Origin of the sequence: Aeromonas sp. QDB18, from assembly GCF_027705325.1 — a bacterium.
In the GTDB taxonomy this organism is placed as follows: Bacteria; Pseudomonadota; Gammaproteobacteria; order Enterobacterales; family Aeromonadaceae; genus Aeromonas; species Aeromonas caviae.
In genome coordinates, this window is record NZ_JAPDBQ010000011.1 from 19,436 (window position 1) to 40,740 (window position 21,305).

Consider the following 21,305-nt stretch of genomic DNA (forward strand, 5'->3'; position numbering starts at 1 on the left):
CGATGACCTCTCACTTCATGCTCCGTCGCGCTCTGCTGCCCCTGGCCATCGCCGCCCTGGCGGGTTGTTCGCTGGCCCCGACCTACGAGCGCCCGCAGGCACCGGTCGCGTCGCACTGGCAAGCCGCCGACGCGGAGGGCACCCGTGCCCAGGCGCTGGACTGGCAGACCTTCATCGTCGATGCCGACTTGCGCCGCGCGGTGGATACGGCGCTGAGCAACAACCGCAGCCTGCGCCAGGCGCTGCTGGATATCGAAGCTGCGCGTGCCCAGTACCGCATCCAGCGTGCTGATCGCCTGCCTTCGATCAACGCCAATGCCAGCGGCAACCGCCAGCGCCTGCCTGCCGATCTGTCGCAGACCGGGCGCTCGGAAGTGACCAGCAACTATCAGGTCGGCCTCGGCCTCGCGGAGTACGAAGTCGACCTGTTCGGCCGCGTGCGCAACCTCTCCGAGGCCGCGCTGGAGACCTACCTGGCGACCGAGGAGGCGACCCGTGCCACGCAGATCAGCCTGGTTGCCGAGGTCATCCAGGCCTACCTGACCCGCGATGGTGCGCTACGCCGCATGGCCCTGGTCGAACAAACCCTGGACAGCCGCATGGCCTCGCTGGAGCTGGTCAGCCAGCGCCGTGCAGCGGGGGCCGCCACCGCCCTGGATTACCAGGAAGCGGTCGGCCTTGCCGAACAGGCTAGGGCCGAGCGCGAGAGCACCGAACGCCAGTTACGCCAGGCGGACAACGCCCTGGTCCTGTTGCTCGGCACGCCAGATGCCGCTCGCCTGCTGCCCGCGACGCCCCGCGACGACCTGATGGTGCTGCAGGACATCGCCCCCGGCACCAGCTCGGAACTGATCGAACGGCGCCCGGACATTCTCGCCAGCGAGCACCGCCTCAAGGCGCGCAATGCCGATATCGGTGCAGCTCGCGCCGCGTTCTTTCCCCGGATCAGCCTGACCGGTTCGGTGGGCAGCTCCAGTGCCGAGTTGTCCGGATTGTTCGATGGCGGCTCGCGGGCCTGGAGCTTTGCCCCGACGCTGTCGCTGCCGATCTTCGCCGGTGGCCGCAACCGCGCCAACCTGGACCTCGCCGAAGTGCGCCAGGACGCGGCGGTGGCCGACTACGAAGGCACCATCCAGACCGCCTTCCGCGAAGTGGCCGATGCCCTGGCCGCCACCGACACCCTGCGCCGCGAGGAGGCTGCCCGCCAGGCTCTGGCCGGTTCCAGCGAGGCTGCGATGGCCCTGGCTAAGGCGCGTTACGAGGGCGGCGTGGACGACTACCTGCGTTATCTTGACGCCCAGCGCAGCACCTTTAGCAACCAGACCACACTAATTCAAATCAGCACGGAACGGCAGATTGCGCTGGTTGACCTGTTCAGGTCTCTGGGCGGTGGCTGGGGCCAAACTGAACCGATGGCCGGGATCGGCGCTGAGTGAGCAAAGCCAGGAGTCCTGCATCCGAAGACCGGACTCTGGCTCCATCACCGGTGAGCTACTGGTCATCGACGGGGCAATCGTCTGATCGAGAATAAGACTGTCTGACGACTGGCAGGCCTATGGATTATTGGTGGCAGCAGCTAACGGCTCTATAAAGAGCTGCAAAAAATCACTGTAACGCATGATTGACTGACTGCTTCTGGCCGGTTTCTGCCTGTTGCGTCTCTGCTGCCCACTGGCCAAGTCGGATGCACGCGGTGGTCAGTACCAATGCAATTGACTGGTCAAATGGGTGCAATTGCGCAGGTATGGACTTCAAGCCCCAATTTCCTGGAAAAGAGGTTCTTTCTATGGACATCCGACATCAGAGATTGAGTAGCGGAATGTCTGAGCTGAAGTCATGTCCATGGCTGTTCTTCTTTCCTTTACATCGATGAAGCATTCCTGTCACTGTCGGAGTCATTTGCCGGGGACCTGACAGCCTATGGACAACAGATCCGGCAGCGAGTGTGGCAGTGGACCGGCCTAACGGTAGGGGTCGGGATTGGCCCCACCAAGACCCTCGCCAAGCTGGCCAACTATGCAGCCAAGAAGTGGCCTGCCACGGGCGGCGTCGTGGACTTGCGTGACGAGCTGCGCCGTGCCCGGCTGATGGCTATCACCCCGGTGGATGAGGTGTGGGGCATAGGACGGCGCTTGGGGGCCAAGTTGGTGGCACAAGGCATCAACACCGTGGCTGACCTAGTGGCTAGCGACGCCAAAGGGTTACGCGCCCAATACGGCGTGGTGGTCGAGCGGATCGTACAGGAGCTGCGTGGCCTGCCTTGCGCAGAGCTGACCGTTGAACCGGCGGCGAAGCAGCAGATCCTCTCGAGCCGTTCCTTTGGTGAGCGCGTGACTGACCGTGGAGAAATGGCCCAAGCGTTGTCAGGCTTTATGGCTCGCGCAGCCGAGAAGCTGCGGGCCGAGGGGATGTGTTGCCAGCGGGTGCACCTGTTCGTGCGAACCAGCCCCTTTGATGAACGAGCCCCTTACTACAGTGAGCAGGCTGGCGTCCGGCTGGTCTGCCCTAGCGATGATACCCGGTTGCTGCTGCAGCAAGTGAACGTGCTGCTACCGCAGATTTGGCGCGACGGTTACCGCTATCAGAAGGGGGGCGTCATGCTGAGTGAGTTCACCCCCAAGGGGCAACAACAGGCAGATCTGTTTGCCCCGCCGTCCGCTCAATCGGATGCGCTGATGGCAGTGATGGACCAGATCAAAGCCAAGGGATTGGGGCGCGTAGGCTTTGCCAGCCAAGGCACTGGGTCGCCTGAGTGGATGATGCGACAAGAGCACTTGAGCCCCTGTTACACCACCCGCTGGGAGGACCTGCCGGTGGCGAGGTAAAAGCCACAGAAGGTTGAAACAGTCTATTCAAAGCTCGCTGGACAGGTAAATTTTGGACGGGAAATTTTTTTCCAAACGAGGAACTGATACAACAGAGAGCGCCAACTTTCGCAAGAGTCAGTTACCTTTTGAGAAAGGTGAGAGTTAAAATTTCCTCCAAGGCCAATTAACCACATATGACCATTCCAGCCCAGATAACACTATGTTATTGCAGAAGTTCTGATGTTAGGCATACGGTTAGGCATACATGAATTTTCTGAATTGGCGATTTTAATTTAAGATCAATTAGTTAGTCATTAGGTTCAACATCCCCCAGCCCACCACATTCTAAAGCCCTGATTCGTCAGGGCTTTTTCTTTATGGCTGGTCAGGGGGTGACACACTGAGGTGTCACATATGCTCTATCCCGGTCTCATCAAAAACCGCTGTGGTGTCTACTGCTACCGCCTGATCTTCCCCCCATCCCTCCGCCAGTACGGCGCTCCTCGTGAGACCCGTTTCTCACTTGGCACAAAAAATCGCGCTAAAACGGGAGAATTGTGGATCCATGCTTTCCAACTTGGCAGGCTCCTGCTCGACGAATTATTGGCATTAGTTCAGGAAGTCGATCAGGAAGTAGACATGGCTGAAATCTCAGAAATCATGAAGGCGAAGATCGCCGCGAAAAGAGAACAAATCCGGCTCGGGGAACAACTGGCCGCACTGCAAGACCAGATTAACGAGCAGCGTCTTGAAGCACTACGCTCCCGCAAAGAGCTGGCGGCAGCTCAGGCAGTGACTCAGAAGGCGAAGAAACTGGCCCGTACTGCGGTTGGCATTGCCCAACGGACACAAGGCCAGCTCATTGAAGCCCGGCGGACGGCGGACGCTCTCGCCACATTGCCAACAACGATCAACGCCGAGCCTTTACCCGTCGGTAGTGCCTTGGTTGCCCCTTCTGCGCCCGGTCAATCGTTGGAATGGCTGGTGGCCCGATTCAACGAGCACAGCGAACATGTGGAGAAGCTCAAACCCAAGACCCTGAGCCAGCGCAAAAGCAATCTTGCGCGTTTTCTCGATGTTCTCGGCCCGCTGAACAGCGCGGGGCTTGTTGCTGCCGATATTACCCACTATCGAGAGGTTATCCGCACGCTCCCTAAGAATCTCCCGAAATTGTCAATCTGGAAAGAGCGCCCTGAGGATCCCTTGCTGCGGCGTAACTGGTATCTGGGCTTAGGCAAGCAGGGCCTGCCATCCCTGTCCGAGCAGGGACAGATGACCCACTTCCATGACGTTAAACCCTTTCTTAAATGGCTTAAGGCTGAGCGGTATGTCGCCGAGAATTTCAGCGACATGCTGACACCCATCAAGAACGATGCCGACTATGAAGAAGGCGGACAACCCTTCACTCAGGAACAACTGGGGAAACTAGTTAATAGACTCTGGCGAGCCGACAGTAGGCTTCCCTACGAACAGCCGAAAGACTGGCATTTCTGGGCTCCATTGCTGGGACTGACTACCGGGATGCGCGGCGATGAAATTGGCAGCCTCACTGTGGCCCATGTCATTGATGTAGGAGGCATAGTCATGCTCAACGTGCCGGGCTCTAAGGAAAGTGCGAACAAGTATCCCACGAACAAAAAATGAAAATTTTAGTCATTTAATATCAATGGGTTACCATTAAATGCTCTCGTGCCATATGACTTATTCGCACCTTCCCCAGGTGGCGTCGCCAGCAAAAACCGGCGAGTGGAGCGGCAATTTGCCCGGGAGCTGTGGGCCACGCCATCAGCCCAGCGCTTCCATGGGGTTGAAACAACCTCGAGGGTTCGCCCCCGAGAATCTTCCACTAGGCTGTGTTCTCAAAATGCTGGTTTTCTGTCCACACATAACTCGCGCAAGTAGCGAAGGCAGAAAGCCAGTTTGATAAAGGCTGCAAAACTCTTGGCTAGCTTTTCATATCTCGTTGAAAACCGGCGAAACTTCTTCAACCAACCGAAGCACCGCTCCACGACATTGCGCCTGCGGTAATGCACCTTGTCCAGTACCAATGGACGCCCCTTATGGCGGCGTTGCGGAATGACCGCTTTTATCCTTCTCCGCCGTAGCTCGGCTCGAAAGGCTTTGCTGCTATAGGCCTTGTCTGCGGCAAGATGCGCTGGCCGTGTTCGGTAGCGACCTGATGACGTTGGTATCCTCGCCATGGCCAACGCGCTTGTTGCATAGCTGATTTCTGCTGATTGCCCCGGTGACAGGCAGAAGCTCAGTGGTAAGCCATGACCGTCCGTGACCAAGTGAATTTTGCTGCCGAAACCTCCCCGCGAACGGCCAAGGGCTTGATTCATTGAGGTGTTTTTTTACGTGCACCGGCAGCATCTTTGGATGCTCTGACATTGGAGCCGTCCAGGCACCACAGGTCGAAATCGATGAGCCCTTCTTCATTGAGCTTGAGTTGCAGCGCTTCCAGAATGGCATCAATCCGGCCTGCATCCTGCCAACGCCGGAAGGTGTTGTAGACCGAATTCCATGGTCCGAAACGTTCTGGAAGGTCTCGCCAAGGAGCTCCGGTGTGGAGTATCCAGAGAATGCCATCGAGCACTTGGCGCGGTTCACGGGTAGGGCGCCCGATCAGGCTTCGAGAAGGAAACTGGGGCTCGATAAGCCCCCATTGTGCATCAGTCAGCTGATAACGGCGGGACACGGAATGGATCTTAAGCTGTTGAGAAGATGTGAGATTATATCTTCATCACTTTAAGAACACAGCTTAGCCGTTGGCAGTGGAAGGCTGGGTCAAATGAACGACGGGATTTTCGGAGAAGAGGTAGCGGTCATCCTCCATTTCGTCATCGAAGATGGTGGCCTGGAAGAGCATCTGCCTGGTGTTCTCCAGGTGCTGCCACATGGCCAGCTTGGCCGCCTGCGGATCCTTGCGCATCAGGGCCTTGAGGATCTGGTCGTGATCGTCGCACCAGCTGGAGATGGCCTTGTCGTCGATATGCTCGTGGAGCTTGCGCCAGTAGGGGTTGCGCTCGCAATGCAGCCAGGGAGCCAGGGCTTCGGGGTGGGCGAGATCGTCGTCAAGCGCGGCTCTGAGCCTTGCCTGGTGGTCACGGCAGCGCAGCGGATCGAAATCGCCGCCCTGCGGTTGTCCCCCGAACAGGTGATCGACACCACGGCGGCGGGCGACTCCTTCAGCGCCGGTTATCTCGCCGCACGCCTGCAAGGGGCCGACGTCGCCGACGCCGCCCGGGCAGGCCACAGCCTGGCGGCGGCCGTCATCCAGTATCCGGGGGCCATCATTCCCCCCTCCCACATGCCATCACTCAAGGAAACGCACCATGTCTGATCTCATCGCCCGCCTCGAAGCCCCCCCGTCATCGCGCTGAAAGATGCTGCCCAGGCCGTCCCCCTCGCCCGGGTGCTGGTGGAAAATGGCCTGCCCGCCGCCGAGGTGACCTTCCGCACCCCCGCCGCCGCAGAGGCCATCCGCCAGATGCGCGCGGCCTACCCGGATCTGCTGATCGGGGCCGGCACCGTGCTCAACCGCGAGCAGGTGGATGCGGCCGTTGCGGCGGGCGCCGACTTCATCGTCAGCCCCGGCTTCAACCCGACCACGGTGCAGTACTGCCTGGTCAAGGACGTCACCATCATCCCCGGGGTCAACAACCCCAGCCTGGTGGAGCAAGCCATGGAGATGGGGCTGCGCCACCTCAAGTTCTTCCCGGCAGAGCAGTCAGGCGGCACCGCCATGCTCAAGGCCCTGGGCGCCGTCTATCCGGTGCGCTTCATGCCCACCGGCGGCGTGACGCCGGCCAATCTGAAAGAGTATCTGGGGCTGAATGCCGTGATCGCCTGCGGCGGCACCTGGATGGTGCTGGCCAAGCTCATCGACGAGGGCAGGTGGGAAGAGCTGGCCGCCCTGGTAAGAGAGGCCGTGGCGGCCCTGTGATCATCGGTTGAGCGAGGGAAGGTCTGCCCTCCCCCGGATGTGTTGAAGAGCCACTTCCCGCGAAGTGGCTTTTTTATGCCCTGCCAGGGCTGGAGATCAATGTGCGGTGCGGTTGCCGCAGTCTGCCAGCGGCTTATTCCCCTGCGGCATCGGGCGTCAACACCAGCCTGCGCCAGGGGCCCGTGATGTCGCAATGACCCGTCTCTTCGGTGTTCTCCCAGCCCAGGCGATGATAGAAAGCCATCGCCGTGGTGTTGCGCATGGCCACCTTGAGGGAGGCCGGGGAGGGGTATCCGGCCAAGCCGGCGGCAAGCAAGGCCCGCCCCATGCCCTGCCCGTGCCAGTCCGCCACCACGTAGAGATGATGCACGAAGCTCTCGGCCCCCCAGATGGAGACGAATCCGCACGGGCTGCCCCCTTTCTCCGCCACCCAGATCTCCTCGCCCCGGGTCTGCTCGGCAAAATCCTCGAGCCGGAACAGGGCGGGATCAACCCAATGGAAGGCCTGGCGCCTTCCCTTGAGGAAGAGCTGCGCCAGCATGGGCTCGTCAGCTTCCGTCATCATTCTGATCATGACACCATCCTTGCGTTGCGTGCTTGTCGCTTCCCACTCTCGATGGATCCCGCCGTGCTGTCAAATCGGCAATGTGGACCCTCTTGAATACGTAACCGTGTGACACAGGGCTGCCTATTTTATCGCCTCAGGGGCTATACTGCCGAGGTCCCGTCCATGACTGGTTTGAGGTTCACTGATTTATGGATAACAAGCAAATTGAAGGCAGTATTCTGGTACCCGCCCACATTGACGATGTCTGGCGGGCCTGGACCACGGAGAGCGGGCTGCGCAGTTTTCTGGCGCCGGAGTGCCTCATGGTCCCGGAACCCAACGGACCGTTCGAGATCTATTTCAGACCCGATGCTCCCCTCGGCGAGCGTGGCAGCGAAGGGTGCCGGGTGATGGCGGTCATGCCCCATGATCTGCTCAGCTTCAGCTGGAATTTCCCTCCCCAGTTTCCCCACATTCGTCAGCAGAAGACCCAGGTCAGCCTGCGCTTCGTGCCGGAGGGCCAGGGCACCCGGCTCCACTTCCTGCAGACCGGCTGGGCGCAGGATCCGGATTGGGACCAGGGTTATGCCTACTTCCGGGAGGAGTGGCTGGAACTGAGTCTGCCAAGGCTTCAGTACCGTTTCACCCACGGTCCCATCGACTGGAACAACCCGCCGGGCAAGCAGCAGCTGAAATCCCTGGCCCAGTGACGTCCATTCAAGCGATGGACATGGCACGAAAAAGGACCCGCTCAGGGCAATGCTGTTCACTTAAGAGAATTTGAGTTCCAGTCCACGTAGTATCAGGACAAAAAAGCGAGGGAGGCATGATGCCTCCCTCTTTCTATTGCAAGCCCCGCTGGATAAAGGCTGGAGGAAGATCGACTGGACACAGCCTTGCCCCCTCAACTCAAATCCAATTTATGAATAATCAGTCAAAAAAGTGCTTATCTGAACAGCATTGCCCGCTCAGGGTCCTTTTTCGTGGATAGGCAGGCGGTCACTCCACCGGCTCTTCATCAAACAGGGGGTGATAGAGCACCTCGCCCCTTACCCCGTCGAGCCCGCCGGGTTGCAACTCCATCGCCATGAAACACTCCGTCGACACCTCGTAGATGCAGTGCAGGCCGAAGTCGCTGGCAGGCCGAAAGCCGAAACGGGCGTAGTAGGCAGGATCCCCGAGCACCACCACCGCCTTCCAGTCCATCTCCAGTGCCGTGTCCAGCCCTTCCCGCACCAGATCCGAGCCAATGCCCTGCCCCTGCCAGTCGGGATGCACGGCCACGGGTGCCAGTCCCAGCCAGGGCCCTTCCTGTCCCTCAATGGTGATCGGGCTCAGCATCAGGTGCCCCATGAACTCGTACTCTTCCTCCTCGACCATGGTGACCACGGCGGCCCCACATTCTCGCAGGCGGTTGACCAGTTCGGCCTCGTCGGGACGACCAAAGGCGGCACTCACCAGCTCATAGACTGGCAGCATGTCGCCGGGACGCTCGGTTCTCAACATACAGCGTTACTCCTCGTACAGCAGGGCGGCCATTATTCCACAGAAGTGGGGCGCCACTTCACTGCCTTTGTCTGAAAATGGGAGGACGGACTCAGGAAAACGCCTGACAAACCCCGCACCAGGCTTCGCGATGACCGCCCTTGCGCAAGCCATCAGCGTCCGTCGTCAGGCTGTCGCAATCGCCGCAGATAGGCGAGGCCCAGATCCCCGCACTCCTTGAGGAGGGCGCCACCCCCATGGGCCTGCACCCCGGGCGCCTCTGGCGCCAGCATGGCCTGGGGATAGCGCCGCACCGTCAGCCCGCTGAGTGTCTGCTCGTCCTTTGTCACCTCCCCCACCATGAAGAGCGCCACCCCCTCACCGTGCAGTATGGCCACGACCACCTCCTCGTCATCCAGCCAGGGGGCCAGCACCTCTTTGCGTGCATCCGTCAGGCGCGCCGGGCGATCCAGCCGCCAGTGATCGAGCACGAGGGCGCCATCGGCCGGATCTGGCCGACGCCCGTCATGGTGCATGCCAGTCTTTTCCATCACCCGGCCTGAGGCGAGGTTGCCCGGCATGTGGCGGGCGGTGAGGGCAGGCAGGTGCCACTGCTCGAAGGCAAACGCCCTGACCAGGCTCGCGGCCCGGGTGGCCAGCCCCCTGTTCTGCCAGGGCACGCCGACCCACCATGCCAGCTCCCCGTGCCAGTGCAGGGAGAGGGTGCCGACCAGGGGAGCGGGCTCGTCTTCACGCCCCTGGGGCAGAGTCAGGGCCCAGGTGCATCCCAGCCCGAGAGCAGCCTTGCGCCCGCTCAGGGCAAGCCAGTCCCGCGCCGCCTCCGGCGAATAGGGGTGGGGGACGTTGAGGGTATAGCGGGCGAGCGCCGCATCCGAACAATAACGCAGGATGGCGCTCTCATCGCCGGGCAGCAGAGGGCGCAGCACCAGCGCGTCCTGCCCGCCAGGCTCGCGCAGCACCGGGGTCATCAGGCGGCGGGCAAGCAGGCGTTGCAGGGCAACCCCGAGGTCGTCATCGGCACCGAGGCGGTGATCCGCCCCCGCGGGCCCCAGGGTGAGCAGGCCGCTCTCTCTGGCCAGGGTCAGCAGGGAGCCGGAGGCAGCGATCAGGATCTGCCGGTCCGGCTGTGTCGCCATCAGCGGGGAGGCGGCCTCCCCCAGCCAGGCGGCAAGCAGGTCGCGGGCAAGGAGAATGCCATCTGGCGGGCTGACCGACCAGGGTGCCATCTCCCTCGCCTCCCCTTTGCCAAGCAGCAGCCACCAGCGGTTTCCCTGGTCCTGCCAGGCCTGCAACGCCGCTTGCCAGGAGGGGCGCCAGAGCGCCCCCTCGATCAACAGATCCATTCCTTCCCCCACATCCGCCCCCCGTATCAGGCACCGGGTGCCCGGGCGGCACCACACTCCTGTCTGAGGCAGCATAAGCCGCTGCCAATGAGTTGTTAAACCATATGTTTACCATGGTTAAATGGCATACCCCATGAAAAAATGCCATATGGCTGACTTGATGGCGGTCACATTCCTTCCCCTCTTCGCTTCCTATCATGCCCCCATCATGGCGCGACCAAAGACGCCCATGAAGGACAACGGATAACAAGAGAACACACTATGCAGCCAACCAGCCCACTCAAAACGGTAGTAGTCAGTACCCTGGCGACCGCCCTGCTGATCTTCGTGGCCCAATCCCTCATCGGGAAGCAGGAGATCAGACTCGGCATCGCCATCATCCCCATCCTGCCCATGCTCTTTGCCGTCATCATCGGCATGATCGTCTCCGCCAAGCCCGTCAAGGATCGCATTCCCGGCTGGAAGAGGCTCTTCACCGAGCGAGAAGAGGGCTTCTGCGGCAAGATGGTGGGTTTCAGCCTGCTGATCCTCGGGACCCAGTATGCGGGGATGATCATCCCCAACCTCAAGATGATCCTGAGCGTCGGCGTACCGCTCTTCCTGCAAGAGATAGGCAACCTCCTGCCCATCCTCATCGCCATTCCACTGGCGGTGAAATTCGGCTTTGGCCGCCGCGCCATCGGGGCCTGCTCCTCCATCAGCCGTGAACCCTCGGTCGCGGTGATCCAGGGCAAGTTCGGCACCGGCTCCCAGGAGTACATCGGCGTGCTCGCCATCTACCTGTGCGGCTCCGTCATCGGCACCCTCTGGTTCAGCGTGCTTGGCAGCATTGCCCCCCTCACGGGGCTGCATCCCCTGGCCCTGGCCGCCGGTTCCGGCGTGGGATCCGGCTCCATGCTGAGCGCCGCCTCCGGTGCCCTCATCAACGGCCTCGACGAGGCGATGGCCCAGCAGGTGCTCAGCATCGCCGCCGCCTCGAATCTGCTCTCGTCGGCCCTGGGGGCGCTCTCCCTCACCTATCTGGGTCTGCCGCTCGCTGAAAAAATCTATGCCCTGACCGCCAAAGGAGAGAAAGCATGAAAAGCATCGTGATGGATATGCGCTTCGTCTTCCTGGCGATCCTGCTGGCCATGTTCACCCAGACCCTGACCTCGGGCCTGCCGCTGTGGCAGATGGGGGACAGCTTCGTCGCCATGTCCCTGGTGGTGTTCGCCTCCCTGGTGACCAAGCGCTATCTGCCCTCCTCCCTGCCGGCCTTTGCCTATGCCACCATCATCGGCATTCTCATCTGCCTGCCGGAGACGCCGGTGCGCGGCCTCTTCATCGATGCCGTGGCCAAGATCTCCTTCCTCTCCTGCTGCGTGCCGCTCCTGGCCTTCGCCGGCCTCTCGGTGGGCGGTCAGCTGGAGGAGCTCAAGAAGATGTCGTGGAAAGTGATCCTCATCTTCATGATCGTCTCCACCTGCTGCTTCTTTGGCGCCTCCCTGGTTGCCCAGCTCGGTTTCTCCATTCAAGGGATCATCTGATGAACCACTACCATATCGAACCTGACCTGTTGGCCCTGCGCGACTTCAGCTACGAAGTGCGCCACCACCTGCACCGCATCCCGGAATACTCCGGGGCCGAGTTCAAGACCTCTGCCTACTGCCGTGGGTTGATGGAAGAGTTCGGCTACAGGATCACCCTGTATCCCGGCTTCACCGGTTTTCACGGGGATCTGGCGGTCGACCCTGCCCTGCCCACCATTGCCTTTCGTGCCGACATGGATGGCCTGGAGATGCACGACATGAGCGAGGTGGCGTTCAAATCCACCCATGAGGGGATGGCCCACAACTGCGGCCACGACTCCCACATGGCGATCGCTTTGACCGCCGCCAGGTTTCTGGCCGCCAACCGCGATCGCCTGCGATACAACGTCCGCTTCATCTTCCAGATGGCGGAAGAGGACATGCGCGTCCCCGGTGCCGAAAAGATGGTGGAGCTTGGTTGCATGAAGGGGGTGGACGAGGTCTATGCCCTGCACAACGACGGCGCCATGGAGACGGGCACCATCAAGTTCAACCAGGGGGTCATGTCCTCCTGGGGGTCTGCCTGGACGCTCGATGTGCACGGCATCTCCGCCCACGGCTCCACCCCCCACAAGGGGCTGGATGCCATCCGGGAGGCGGTGCGGATCATCGAGGATATGGACTACATCGTCGCCAAGCGCACCAGCCCGTTCAGCCCGGCGGTCTTTGGTTGCGGCATGATCAACGGCGGCACCATTCCCAACGCCATCGCCGATCATGTGCAGGCCCGTGGCACCATCCGCGCCATGGACGCCGAAACCGACCAGATCCTGAAAAACAGCTTCAGGGACATCATCGCCCAGAGCGAGCTGCGCGGCTTCAAGACCACCATGGTCCATGCCGGCTACCCGGCAGTGGAGAACCACCCCCAGGCCTGCGAGCGCCTGCAACAAGCCGTCTCGGAGGTGTTGTCCAGCGACGGGATCAACGCAAAGGGCCAGCCCATGACCGGCAGCGAGGACTTCAGCTACATGATCAACGCCACGCCAAGCCGCATGGGGGCCATGTTCTTCCTCGGCAGCGGCAATCAGGCCAAGGGGATCTGCAACTACCTGCACGCGAACCCCTATTACCTGGACGACGACTGCCTGCTGGTGGGAGCCCAGATCTTCGTCAATCTGGCGACCAGGGTCGACTGACGGGCCAGGGGGATCTGCCACTACCAGCACCACGTCAATCCCCTACTACCCGGATGATGACTGCCTGCTGATCGGTGCCCAGACCTTCGTCAATCTGGCGACCCGACCCCCTAAGCAGCAAGGGGACTGCCGCACCCCGAGGCCATGCTGGATGATGGCGAACTGCGGCTCGGCACCCGGAGCGCCGTCAATATGGTGACCACGATAGCCGGGAGAGAGGGATCACCGGGAAAAGGCAGCGCAGGACACCACTTATCACAAAAAAGAGAGGCCATTTGCCTCTCTTTTTTGCCTCTATGCAGCACATCTGACTCCCCCTGACGGCCTTCAGAGCCAGGGCAGGGTCGCAGACGGGGCGGGCGTTCCCTGGTTGAGCAGCGCCAGCTGCACCGTCTCCCGGCTCACATGGGGGGCATAGAGGTGGATGAAGTCGTACATGTAGTCCCGCAGGTGGGCGTGCCTGCGCAGGCACACATGGGCCACGCTCGAGGCGATCAGATGATCGATGTTGAGGCAGACCAGGCTCTCCCTGTCCCCTTCGTCGAACGCCGAGGTGGCGATCACCCCGACTCCCATCCCCAGGCGCACATAGTGCTTGATGATGTCGCTGTCGGTGGCCGTCAGCACGATGCGGGGGCTGAGGCCATGGCGTCCGAACGCCTTGTCCATCTTGGAGCGGCCGGTGAAACCGAACACATAGGTGATGAGGGGATACCGGGCCAGATCCGCCATGGCCAGCGGCTGGCAGTCCAGCAGCGGATGGCCGTGGGGTACCACCACGCTGCGCCCCCAGCGATAGCAGGGCACGGTCGCCAGCTCGTCGAACAGGTGCATGGACTCGGTGGCGATGGCCATCTCCACATCCCCGTTTTGCGCCATCTGCGCCAGTTGGGCAGGGGCTCCCTGATGCAGCTGGATGCTCACCTCGGGGTAGCGACGGGAGAATTCGGTAATGACCGCCGGCAGCTTGTAGCGGGTCATGGTGTGGGTGGTGGCGATGCGCAGCACCCCGCTGGTGGCCAGCTGATCCCCGAGGGAAAGCTGACCAATCTGCTCCACCTGGGCCACCACTCCCCTGGCCAGCTCCATCACCTGCTCCCCCATGGGGGTCAGGCCCGCCAGGTTCTTGCCCTTGCGGGTAAACAGCGCCAGCCCCAGCTCCTCTTCCAGCATCTTCATCTGCTTGCTGAGGGTCGGCTGGGAGGTATAGAGCTTCTCCGCCGTCGCCGAGATGTTGAAGTTGTTCTTCACTATCTCGGTGAAGTTCTTGAGCCGGGCGATGTTCATCAGGGCGCCAGGCGCTCGATGTGCCAGCCGTCCCCCTCGCGGGTGTAATAGAAGCGATCGTGCAGACGATGCTCCCCGCCCTGCCAGAACTCGACGGTGTCGATGCGCACCCGGAAACCACCCCAGAAGCTCGGCAGCGGCACCTCGCCATTGGCAAACTTCTGCTTGAGTTCGAGGAACTTGGCCTCCAGCACGCCACGGGCCGAGATGCGGGTCGACTGTTTGGAGACCCAGGCGGCGATCTGGCTATCCTTGGGACGGCTGTGGAAATACTTCATCACCTCGAAGGTGCTCATCTTCTCCACCCGACCGGTCACGTGTACCTGTCTGTCCAGGGTGTGCCAGGGGAAGAGCAGGCTGATACGGGGGTTGCCCTCCAGCTGATGCGCCTTGCGGCTGCCCATGTTGGTGTAGAACACCATGCCTTCGGCATCGTAGTGCTTGAGCAGCACGGTGCGCTGCCAGGGCTGACCATCAGCATCCACGGTGCCCACCACCATGGCGGTGGGATCGGTCAGTTTGGCCTCGCACGCCTGGGCCAGCCACTTCTCGAACAGGGTGAGGGGCTCGGCCGGCAGATCGGCCCGGTGCAGTCCACCCCTGGTGTATTCGCGACGCAGATCAGCCACATCCATCATCTTGATTTTCCTTCTCTCTTTCTCTGCCGCCCGTGCGGCGATGGGTGCAGGCATTGTGCGACGAGCGCGCCATGGGTACAAGCCTCGGGGCGGCCAAATGGCGGAGCAAAAAGAGAGGGAGGCTCATGCCTCCCTCTTTATGCCGATGACCGTCAGCCTACTGCTTGCCGTCAATCGGCGGGCAATGGGCCAGCATGCGCCGGTTGTAGTCCGCCGCATAGGCGCTCAGCCTAGCATGGGCCTCCTTCTGATCCGGCTTGATGACATCCCCGAATCCGTCGAGATAGCGCACGCCGCAGCGGGCCTTGGCCGCCGCCTGCTGATCCGCCGCGATCCCGGGCGCCACCTCGCCGCGCCCGGCCCGCACGATCAGCCGGTAATCCTGCCTGGCGAGGCTGGCGCTGACCGCCTGCTCCAGGGTGTCTGCATCGGCCTGACAACCGCCGAGCAGGGTGAGCAGCAGCACCCCGGCCAGTCTCATGCCCGCCTCCGCTGCCAGCCCAGCAACGCTAGGGCCAGGGTCCAGAAGCCGAGGGCACCGCCGCCACCGCTTCCCCCCTCTTCACCGCGCTGGGTGACCGAGAGCTTGAGGGGACTGATGGCGAAGAAGATGTTGTCGCTGCACGCCACCTTCAAACGGGCAGTGCCATCCTGGCCCGCCGGGATGGTGACGCTCGCCGAGCCCGAGTTGGGTTTGCCGCTGGCAAGGGAAGTCCAGTTTGCCCCCTCGTCCCGGGTCATGAAGAGATCCACCTTGCTGCAGTTGATGGGGGCGGCATTGGTGCCGGCCACTTCCCAACTGATGGTCTGCGTCTTGCCCGCCCCCAGGGGGGTCACCACCGGGCTGGTCAGGGCAAAGGCCTTGCCGGTGTTGACCACCTGGATCTTCATGTCATCGCTGGCGACACCGCCCTTGCCGTCCCGCGCCGTGAGGCGGAAGTTCAGGTCCCGGTTGGTGGCAGGCCAGGCCTCCCCTATTGCCCAATGCTGTTCAGATAAGCACTTTTTTGACTGATTATTCATAAATTGGATTTGAGTTGAGGGGGCAAGGCTGTGTCCAGTCGATCTTCCTCCAGCCTTTATCCAGCGGGGCTTGCAATAGAAAGAGGGAGGCATCATGCCTCCCTCGCTTTTTTGTCCTGATACTACGTGGACTGGAACTCAAATTCTCTTAAGTGAACAGCATTGCCCCTATTGCCAGGGTGTTGGTGAGCAGGGAGGTGAGACTCGGCAGGGTGCGCTCCGGCACGCTGGTCGGCGCCACGAAACGGAACAGCGGACGGCTGCCGTCGTCCACCATGGTGGCCGGGCTGCTCGACTCCGTCCCCAGATCGATCTGCTCCCAGGTGTAATTCAGCGGATCGCTGTCAAGATCGGCCCCCGCCCCCTTGAGCACGAAGGGGGTGTTCGCAGGGATGACGTAGTCATTGCCTGCCGCCACCTGGGGCGCATTGTTGACCAGCGCCAACGGGGTGCCGCAATTTGGCTCCGTGGCCATGTGGGCCCGCATCTGCTCGATGGACTTGCTGTGGAAATAGGGCTCGCTGTGGGGCTGCAGATCTTCGTCTCCGCAGATCCCCGCATAGGCCATGATGGAGCTGCCGCTGCCCGGCTCCCAGGCTTGGCTTGCCTCCCGGTTGCCGCCGCCACAACTGCCTGTGGTGCCGTTGAAGGTGTGGTCTGCCCCGAACTGGTGACCGATCTCGTGGGCCACGTAGTCGATGAAGAAGGCATCCCCCACCGGCTCGGGGGAGCCCGTCATCCCCGCCGATTTGTCAGGGGTGCAGAGTACGCCCAGCCCCGCCAGGCCGCCGCCACCGGTGTTGACCACATGGCCGATGTCGAAGGCCCCCAGCCCCTTGGTCAGGGCATCGGCCTGCACCTGCATGTTGGCATCGATATCGCCGTCATCATTGTTGAAGGGATCGTTCGCCACGTCGGTGAAGATGATGGTGTCGTTGCCGCTGGCCAGCTGGAATTCGGCCGCCACATCACGCTGGTAGACCTCGTTGACCCGGTTGAGCAGGGTGGTGATGGCGCCAAGACCCGCCTCCACGGTACCGCCGTGATACTGGGTATACTCCCCCGCCGCCGAGATGGCGATGACATAGCGCTTGCGCTCGTTGCCATCCACCAGCACCTGACGGGCCAGCTTTTTGGCCTCGCCCCCGATCACCTTGTCCGCCTCTTCTTCCAGCCGGCTGTGGGCATCCTGCTGGTAATAGACGGCATAGCCTTCCCCATTGCGAAGGGGATCGACGAACACCATCTTCCCTTCATGGCTGAACATGGCGTGGAATCCCTGGGGACCGAGATCGAAGCGCCCGGTCTCGCCAGGCGCCGCTTCGTTGTGCCCCTTGAAGGCCAGGATATCGGGATATTTGGCGGCTAGATCCGCCGGCAGCAGATCATAGGGTTGCAGGCTGAAGGTCACCTCCTTGCCATCCGGCAGAGGCAAGGTCAGGCGGCGCTCGCCCCCCTTCAGGGCAGCCAGGTAATCGGTAGAGACGGTGACGATGCGATACTGGCTGGCCCTCACCTCGTACCCATCGGCGGCGGTGGCCCGCGCCGTGACCGTATGCCACTCGCCGGCCATCAGGTTGCCGGACGTCATCAGACCCGCCACCAGCACCGCCAGCGGAGAATATTTCATCAACTGCATCTTTTTAATTCCTTTTTAAACGGATTCACCTGAACTGCCACGGCATCATTTGCCCGCTGGTCCGATTAGTCCAGCAACATCCTCTGTACATTCCCCGAATGGGGAAGGTTGCACCAATGCAGACTAGCCCCTATCATGGCGCGGATTTGTCCGTTCCAGAACCCCTCTTCGACGGGGCCGGTTCACTCTTTCTTTGGCCAAGGTTAATCTCATGCTCAAGTCCCCACTGTTGCCCCGTTTCGGGGATCTGGTCGTTGCCATCGTTGACGATGTGCTGGGTCAGGGTCTTACCCTCGACCGCGCCTATGCACGTCACTTCTCCGGCATCGAACTCAAACCGCAAGAACAGGCAAGGATTGCCCTGGTCACCGGCGATCTGCTGCGCCGCCTCAGCCTCTACTGCTTCCTCACCGGCATCCAGGTCCGTCAGGCGGAGAAGAATGTCTGGCCGCTGCTGCACAGCTGGCACGCCTTCCACAAGATAGATCAGCCCAACCACCCGACCCTGGATCGCTTCAACGAGGAGGCGTTCCGCCGCCGCCTGACCGAGGCCAAGAAGAACCCCGTGCTGATGGACGGCTGCCCTGCCTGGCTGGAAAAACTCGGCAGCGAGCAACTGGGCGACGCCTGGCCGGCCGAGCGTGCCGCCCTGGCCTGGATGCCCAAGCGTTACCTGCGGGTCAACACCCTCAAGTGCACCCGGGACGAGCTGCAAGCCATGCTGGCCAAAGAGCATGTCACCACAGTGCCCGTCGACGGAGTGGAGACCGCCCTGCAAGTGACCTCGGACGCCGCCCTGTTCCGTACCCAGGCCTTTGCCGACGGCTGCTTCGAGCAGCAGGATGCCGGCTCCCAGCTGGTGGCCGCGGCCCTCGACGTCAAGCCCGGCATGCGGGTCATCGACGCCTGTGCCGGTGCCGGCGGCAAGACCCTGCACCTGGCCGCCATGATGCAGGGCAAGGGCCGTCTGCTGGCCATGGACGTGGAAGAGTGGAAACTGGAGAACCTCAAGCAGCGCGCCCGCCGCGCCGGTGCCCACAACGTGGAGACCCGGGTCATCACCAGCAGCAAGACCGTCAAGCGCCTTAAAGAAAGCGCCGATCGCGTGCTGCTGGACGTCCCCTGCTCCGGCCTTGGCGTGCTCAAGCGCAACCCGGATGCCAAGTGGCGCGACACCGCCGAGCGCCTGCCGGTGCTGGTCGCCCTGCAAGAGGAGATCCTGCAGCGCTACAGCCAGATGGTGAAGGTGGGCGGCCTGCTGGTCTACGCCACCTGCTCCATCCTGCCCGAGGAGAACCGCCAGCAGGTGGACAAGTTCCTCGCCGCCAACGAGCACTTCCGCCTGATCGGCGATCACAACGTCAGCCCGGCCGAGACCGGCTTCGACGGCTTCTACATGGCGCGCCTCGAACGCATCGCCTGATGTCTGTCGTGGGCACAAAGAAAAGGGGAGCCAGTGGCTCCCCTTTTTGCATGGTATGGATGCGGCCTTATTCGGCGGCAGCGTCATCCTGCTTGTGCTTGGCGGCAGTTTCCTTGATCAGGGTCTGCAGCTCGCCGGCCTGGAACATCTCGATCATGATGTCGCAACCACCGACCAGCTCGCCCTCGACCCACAGTTGCGGGAAGGTGGGCCAGTTGGCGAATTTCGGCAGCTCGGCGCGGATGTCCGGGTTCTGCAGGATGTCGACATAGGCGAAAGGCTCGCCGCAGGACATCAGGGCCTGGGAGGCCTGGGCAGAGAAACCGCAGCTGGGCAGCTTGGGGGATCCCTTCATGTAGAGGATGATGGGATTCTCAGCCAACTGCTGTTTGATCTTTTCAATAGTTTCCATAAATGCCTCACTGGAGCGATTTCGGAGACCATTCTACTGCAATCCGGGCAGACCACAAACTGGCAAACCGTTGCGAATGAAAGAAGTCATGCATCAATACGCCGCAGCTTGATCCGGATCATGGCAAGAATCAAGGGTTGTTCGCCCATCTTTGATACTGCTACAATCGACGGGCTTTGGGCCGTCTGGCCCCCTCATTTCAAGAACAATTCTTTTCAAGATAGAAAAGAGTACGCAATGTCTTGCAACCGTCGCCTTCGCACGGACCAGCCAATGGAGAGTAGAAAATGGCTTTCGAACTTCCCGCTCTGCCCTATGCAATCAATGCTCTGGAACCGCACATCTCCCAGGAAACTCTGGAATACCACCATGGCAAGCACCACAACACCTACGTGGTCAACCTGAACAACCTGGTGCCGGGTACCGAGTTTGAAGGCAAGTCTCTGGAAGAGATCATCAAGACCTCCACTGGTGGCGTCTTCAACAACGCTGCCCAGATCTGGAACCACACCTTCTACTGGCACTGCCTCTCCCCGAACGGCGGTGGCGAACCCACTGGCGCCCTGGCCGATGCCATCACCAAGGCCTTCGGCTCCTTCGCCGAGTTCAAGGATGCGTTCACCAAGTCTGCCATCGGCAACTTCGGCTCCAGCTGGACCTGGCTGGTGAAAAAGGCTGACGGCTCCCTGGCCATCGTCAACACCTCCAACGCCGGTTGCCCGCTGACCGAAGCCGGTACCACCCCGCTGCTGACCGTCGACCTGTGGGAACACGCCTACTACATCGATTTCCGCAACCTGCGTCCGAAGTACATGGAAACCTTCTGGGCCCTGGTCAACTGGGAATTCGTGGCCAAGAACCTGGCTGCCTGATAAGCCTTTCTTGCCAAAACGCCCCGCACTTGCGGGCAATGCTGTTCAGATAAGCACATTTTTGACTAATTATTCATAAATGCGACTTGAGTTGGGGGAGCAAGGCTGTTTCCAGTCGATGTTCCTTCAGCCTTTATCCAGCGTGGCTTGCAATAGAAAGAGGGAGGCATCATGCCTCCCTCATTTTTTAGCCCTGATACTACGTGGACTGGAACTCAAATTCTCTTAAGTGAACAGCATTGCGCACTTGCGGGGCGTTTTTTTATGGTCGAATACCTGCCATCGACAACAAAGGCGCCCGCAGGCGCCTTGTGGAAGATGACCGTGCTTACTGGTCTATCTCGTCCATGTAATCGTCGAGGTTGCCATCATCCGCCGCCTCTGGTTTCTGCTCCTGGAGCTCGGGTTTGCGGCCCGTCACCTTGCCATCGTTGTACTGCAAGTAGAAGTCCTTGGTCAGGGCGTAAGGATCCAGCGCGTTGTCGATGATGCGCTCCTGATCGATCAGCTTGGAGCGTGTACCGAGGCCATCCAGCGCCCAGTGCACTACCTTCAGCGGGAAGGTCAGCAGGGCATAGGGGAAGTAGATGGTATCAATGGTATCCCCTACCAGTTGCCGGGTGGTGGTGGGACCGTAGACCGGCACCATCAGATAGGCGCCATCCCCGATGTCGGCCTTGCCGAGCACGGTGTCCATCTCCAGCGTGTTGCGAGCCAGGCCCGCATGCTTGGCCACATCGAACAGACCGAGCAGGCCCACAGTGGTGTTGAGGGTGAAGCGGCCCAGGTTGGTACCGGCCCCTTTCAGATCACCCACCAGCAGGTGGTTTACCATGCTGCTCGGCTCGTCGAAGTTGTCCACGAAATTCTCGATGCTGTCCCTCACCCCTTGCGGGACATAGCGGGCATAGCCGTGTACCACGGGGCGCGCCACATAGGGCTCCAGCACGTCATAGTTGACGGCCCACATGGCACGGTTGGGCCCCTGGAAGGGGTCGCGAGGATCGCTGGCCGTGCTGGATGCCCCGGGGCGGCTCGGGGTCTCGCCGAGATCCAGGCTCTCCGGGCCCGGCTTGGGAGGCCCGCCCGCACAGCCCGCGAGCAGCAATGCCACCGCCAATGCTCCTGAACACAGATACATATGAAAGTCCTAAG

The 21,305-nt window shown here is 61.4% G+C and carries 20 protein-coding genes and 3 pseudogenes; 11 read left to right on the forward strand and 12 right to left on the reverse strand.

Annotation, left to right across the window (positions count from 1 at the left end):
- Window positions 1-2: 2 nt before the first annotated feature.
- The 3 genes and pseudogenes from OKC30_RS03605 to OKC30_RS03615 all read left to right on the forward strand — a co-directional run bounded on the left by OKC30_RS03605 (window position 3) and on the right by OKC30_RS03615 (window position 4,451).
- Window positions 3-1,436 (forward strand): multidrug efflux transporter outer membrane subunit TOprJ2, encoded by a 1,434-nt coding sequence (locus OKC30_RS03605; protein WP_088903432.1) that lies wholly within the window; start codon window positions 3-5, stop codon window positions 1,434-1,436.
- Between the two features lie 429 nt (window positions 1,437-1,865).
- Window positions 1,866-2,825: pseudogene (locus tag OKC30_RS03610) on the forward strand (DinB/UmuC family translesion DNA polymerase); the annotation flags it as partial.
- A gap of 396 nt (window positions 2,826-3,221) precedes the next feature.
- On the forward strand, window positions 3,222-4,451 hold the full coding sequence (locus OKC30_RS03615; RefSeq protein WP_270666171.1) for a hypothetical protein: 1,230 nt from the start codon (window positions 3,222-3,224) through the stop codon (window positions 4,449-4,451).
- A gap of 215 nt (window positions 4,452-4,666) precedes the next feature.
- Here OKC30_RS03615 and OKC30_RS03620 read toward each other — a convergent pair.
- Together OKC30_RS03620 and OKC30_RS03625 are read right to left on the reverse strand one after the other, a co-directional pair.
- A protein-coding gene (locus OKC30_RS03620) for an IS5 family transposase (RefSeq protein WP_270666173.1) occupies window positions 4,667-5,505 on the reverse strand; the annotation gives its coding sequence in 2 pieces (ribosomal slippage) (window positions 4,667-5,163 and window positions 5,163-5,505; 840 coding nt in all).
- A 63-nt stretch (window positions 5,506-5,568) separates the two neighbouring features.
- Window positions 5,569-5,925 (reverse strand): FCD domain-containing protein, encoded by a 357-nt coding sequence (locus OKC30_RS03625; RefSeq protein ID WP_234823661.1) that lies wholly within the window; start codon window positions 5,923-5,925, stop codon window positions 5,569-5,571.
- Here OKC30_RS03625 and OKC30_RS03630 point away from each other — a divergent pair.
- A complete protein-coding gene (locus tag OKC30_RS03630; protein ID WP_223932457.1) occupies window positions 5,839-6,150 on the forward strand; it encodes a PfkB family carbohydrate kinase in 312 nt (103 codons plus the stop codon). The genes OKC30_RS03625 and OKC30_RS03630 overlap by 87 nt on opposite strands.
- A gap of 78 nt (window positions 6,151-6,228) precedes the next feature.
- Window positions 6,229-6,753 carry a bifunctional 4-hydroxy-2-oxoglutarate aldolase/2-dehydro-3-deoxy-phosphogluconate aldolase gene (eda, locus tag OKC30_RS03635; RefSeq protein ID WP_234823660.1) on the forward strand — a complete coding sequence of 175 codons (525 nt, stop codon included), beginning with the start codon at window positions 6,229-6,231 and terminating at the stop codon, window positions 6,751-6,753.
- Between the two features lie 133 nt (window positions 6,754-6,886).
- Here eda and OKC30_RS03640 read toward each other — a convergent pair whose 3' ends face one another.
- Entirely contained in the window at window positions 6,887-7,327 is a 441-nt protein-coding gene (locus OKC30_RS03640; RefSeq protein ID WP_042880882.1) for a GNAT family N-acetyltransferase, read from the reverse strand.
- Between the two features lie 182 nt (window positions 7,328-7,509).
- On the opposite strand from OKC30_RS03640, the gene OKC30_RS03645 reads away from it, so the two are divergent.
- A complete protein-coding gene (locus OKC30_RS03645; protein WP_010673967.1) occupies window positions 7,510-8,010 on the forward strand; it encodes an SRPBCC family protein in 501 nt (166 codons plus the stop codon).
- 289 nt (window positions 8,011-8,299) lie between these two features.
- On the opposite strand, the gene OKC30_RS03650 is transcribed toward OKC30_RS03645, so the two are convergent.
- The gene (locus tag OKC30_RS03650; RefSeq protein WP_052815855.1) at window positions 8,300-8,806 is read right to left on the reverse strand and encodes a GNAT family N-acetyltransferase; all 507 of its coding nucleotides are present in this window, start codon (window positions 8,804-8,806) and stop codon (window positions 8,300-8,302) included.
- 152 nt (window positions 8,807-8,958) lie between these two features.
- Entirely contained in the window at window positions 8,959-10,149 is a 1,191-nt protein-coding gene (locus OKC30_RS03655) for a GNAT family N-acetyltransferase (protein ID WP_270666177.1), read from the reverse strand.
- Window positions 10,150-10,410: 261 nt separating this feature from the next.
- On the opposite strand from OKC30_RS03655, the gene OKC30_RS03660 reads away from it, so the two are divergent.
- The 3 genes from OKC30_RS03660 to OKC30_RS03670 are packed head-to-tail and all read left to right on the forward strand — an operon-like array spanning window position 10,411 to window position 12,856.
- A complete protein-coding gene (locus OKC30_RS03660; protein ID WP_010673963.1) occupies window positions 10,411-11,229 on the forward strand; it encodes a DUF3100 domain-containing protein in 819 nt (272 codons plus the stop codon).
- On the forward strand, window positions 11,226-11,675 hold the full coding sequence (locus OKC30_RS03665) for a hypothetical protein (protein ID WP_042016367.1): 450 nt from the start codon (window positions 11,226-11,228) through the stop codon (window positions 11,673-11,675). Before OKC30_RS03660 ends, OKC30_RS03665 begins: the two co-directional genes overlap by 4 nt.
- Window positions 11,675-12,856 (forward strand): M20 metallopeptidase family protein, encoded by a 1,182-nt coding sequence (locus OKC30_RS03670; RefSeq protein ID WP_160838260.1) that lies wholly within the window; start codon window positions 11,675-11,677, stop codon window positions 12,854-12,856. Before OKC30_RS03665 ends, OKC30_RS03670 begins: the two co-directional genes overlap by 1 nt.
- Before the next feature lie 327 nt (window positions 12,857-13,183).
- Here OKC30_RS03670 and OKC30_RS03675 read toward each other — a convergent pair whose 3' ends face one another.
- The 5 genes and pseudogenes from OKC30_RS03675 to OKC30_RS03695 form a co-directional block, all read right to left on the reverse strand.
- Window positions 13,184-14,143 carry a LysR substrate-binding domain-containing protein gene (locus tag OKC30_RS03675; RefSeq protein ID WP_104455544.1) on the reverse strand — a complete coding sequence of 320 codons (960 nt, stop codon included), beginning with the start codon at window positions 14,141-14,143 and terminating at the stop codon, window positions 13,184-13,186.
- Entirely contained in the window at window positions 14,143-14,781 is a 639-nt protein-coding gene (gene pdxH / locus OKC30_RS03680) for a pyridoxamine 5'-phosphate oxidase (RefSeq protein WP_039039893.1), read from the reverse strand. The genes OKC30_RS03675 and pdxH overlap by 1 nt, the downstream gene beginning before the upstream one ends.
- 157 nt (window positions 14,782-14,938) lie before the next feature.
- Window positions 14,939-15,262, reverse strand: coding sequence for a hypothetical protein (locus OKC30_RS03685; protein WP_043154507.1), 324 nt, complete (start codon window positions 15,260-15,262; stop codon window positions 14,939-14,941).
- Window positions 15,259-15,756: pseudogene (locus OKC30_RS03690) on the reverse strand (GlyGly-CTERM sorting domain-containing protein); the annotation flags it as partial. The pseudogene OKC30_RS03690 and the gene OKC30_RS03685, both read right to left, overlap by 4 nt.
- Window positions 15,757-15,973: 217 nt before the next feature.
- Window positions 15,974-17,443: pseudogene (locus tag OKC30_RS03695) on the reverse strand (reprolysin-like metallopeptidase); the annotation flags it as partial.
- Window positions 17,444-17,654: 211 nt separating this feature from the next.
- Between OKC30_RS03695 and OKC30_RS03700 the strand changes: the two are divergent.
- Window positions 17,655-18,866, forward strand: a complete 1,212-nt coding sequence (locus OKC30_RS03700) for an RsmB/NOP family class I SAM-dependent RNA methyltransferase (protein ID WP_010673956.1) — start codon at window positions 17,655-17,657, stop codon at window positions 18,864-18,866.
- A gap of 67 nt (window positions 18,867-18,933) precedes the next feature.
- Here OKC30_RS03700 and OKC30_RS03705 read toward each other — a convergent pair whose 3' ends face one another.
- Window positions 18,934-19,278, reverse strand: a complete 345-nt coding sequence (locus OKC30_RS03705) for a Grx4 family monothiol glutaredoxin (protein ID WP_010673955.1) — start codon at window positions 19,276-19,278, stop codon at window positions 18,934-18,936.
- A gap of 287 nt (window positions 19,279-19,565) precedes the next feature.
- Between OKC30_RS03705 and sodB the strand changes: the two genes are divergently transcribed.
- Window positions 19,566-20,150 carry a superoxide dismutase [Fe] gene (gene sodB / locus OKC30_RS03710; RefSeq protein WP_010673954.1) on the forward strand — a complete coding sequence of 195 codons (585 nt, stop codon included), beginning with the start codon at window positions 19,566-19,568 and terminating at the stop codon, window positions 20,148-20,150.
- 328 nt (window positions 20,151-20,478) lie between these two features.
- On the opposite strand, the gene OKC30_RS03715 is transcribed toward sodB, so the two are convergent.
- Window positions 20,479-21,291: an MlaA family lipoprotein gene (locus OKC30_RS03715; RefSeq protein ID WP_160838258.1), complete on the reverse strand. Its 813-nt coding sequence runs from the start codon at window positions 21,289-21,291 to the stop codon at window positions 20,479-20,481.
- Between the last annotated feature and the right edge of the window lie 14 nt (window positions 21,292-21,305).

What these genes read in the sequence shown, in the direction of transcription:
- OKC30_RS03605 (WP_088903432.1), top strand. Translation starts at nt 3, where the DNA reads ATGACCTCTCACTTCATGCTCCGTCGCGCTCTGCTGCCCCTGGCCATC.
- OKC30_RS03615 (WP_270666171.1), top strand. Translation starts at nt 3,222, where the DNA reads ATGCTCTATCCCGGTCTCATCAAAAACCGCTGTGGTGTCTACTGCTAC.
- OKC30_RS03630 (WP_223932457.1), top strand. Translation starts at nt 5,839, where the DNA reads ATGCAGCCAGGGAGCCAGGGCTTCGGGGTGGGCGAGATCGTCGTCAAG.
- OKC30_RS03640 (WP_042880882.1), bottom strand. Translation starts at nt 7,327, where the DNA reads ATGATCAGAATGATGACGGAAGCTGACGAGCCCATGCTGGCGCAGCTC.
- OKC30_RS03645 (WP_010673967.1), top strand. Translation starts at nt 7,510, where the DNA reads ATGGATAACAAGCAAATTGAAGGCAGTATTCTGGTACCCGCCCACATT.
- OKC30_RS03650 (WP_052815855.1), bottom strand. Translation starts at nt 8,806, where the DNA reads ATGTTGAGAACCGAGCGTCCCGGCGACATGCTGCCAGTCTATGAGCTG.
- OKC30_RS03655 (WP_270666177.1), bottom strand. Translation starts at nt 10,149, where the DNA reads ATGGATCTGTTGATCGAGGGGGCGCTCTGGCGCCCCTCCTGGCAAGCG.
- OKC30_RS03660 (WP_010673963.1), top strand. Translation starts at nt 10,411, where the DNA reads ATGCAGCCAACCAGCCCACTCAAAACGGTAGTAGTCAGTACCCTGGCG.
- OKC30_RS03665 (WP_042016367.1), top strand. Translation starts at nt 11,226, where the DNA reads ATGAAAAGCATCGTGATGGATATGCGCTTCGTCTTCCTGGCGATCCTG.
- OKC30_RS03670 (WP_160838260.1), top strand. Translation starts at nt 11,675, where the DNA reads ATGAACCACTACCATATCGAACCTGACCTGTTGGCCCTGCGCGACTTC.
- OKC30_RS03675 (WP_104455544.1), bottom strand. Translation starts at nt 14,143, where the DNA reads ATGAACATCGCCCGGCTCAAGAACTTCACCGAGATAGTGAAGAACAAC.
- pdxH (WP_039039893.1), bottom strand. Translation starts at nt 14,781, where the DNA reads ATGATGGATGTGGCTGATCTGCGTCGCGAATACACCAGGGGTGGACTG.
- OKC30_RS03685 (WP_043154507.1), bottom strand. Translation starts at nt 15,262, where the DNA reads ATGAGACTGGCCGGGGTGCTGCTGCTCACCCTGCTCGGCGGTTGTCAG.
- OKC30_RS03700 (WP_010673956.1), top strand. Translation starts at nt 17,655, where the DNA reads ATGCTCAAGTCCCCACTGTTGCCCCGTTTCGGGGATCTGGTCGTTGCC.
- OKC30_RS03705 (WP_010673955.1), bottom strand. Translation starts at nt 19,278, where the DNA reads ATGGAAACTATTGAAAAGATCAAACAGCAGTTGGCTGAGAATCCCATC.
- sodB (WP_010673954.1), top strand. Translation starts at nt 19,566, where the DNA reads ATGGCTTTCGAACTTCCCGCTCTGCCCTATGCAATCAATGCTCTGGAA.
- OKC30_RS03715 (WP_160838258.1), bottom strand. Translation starts at nt 21,291, where the DNA reads ATGTATCTGTGTTCAGGAGCATTGGCGGTGGCATTGCTGCTCGCGGGC.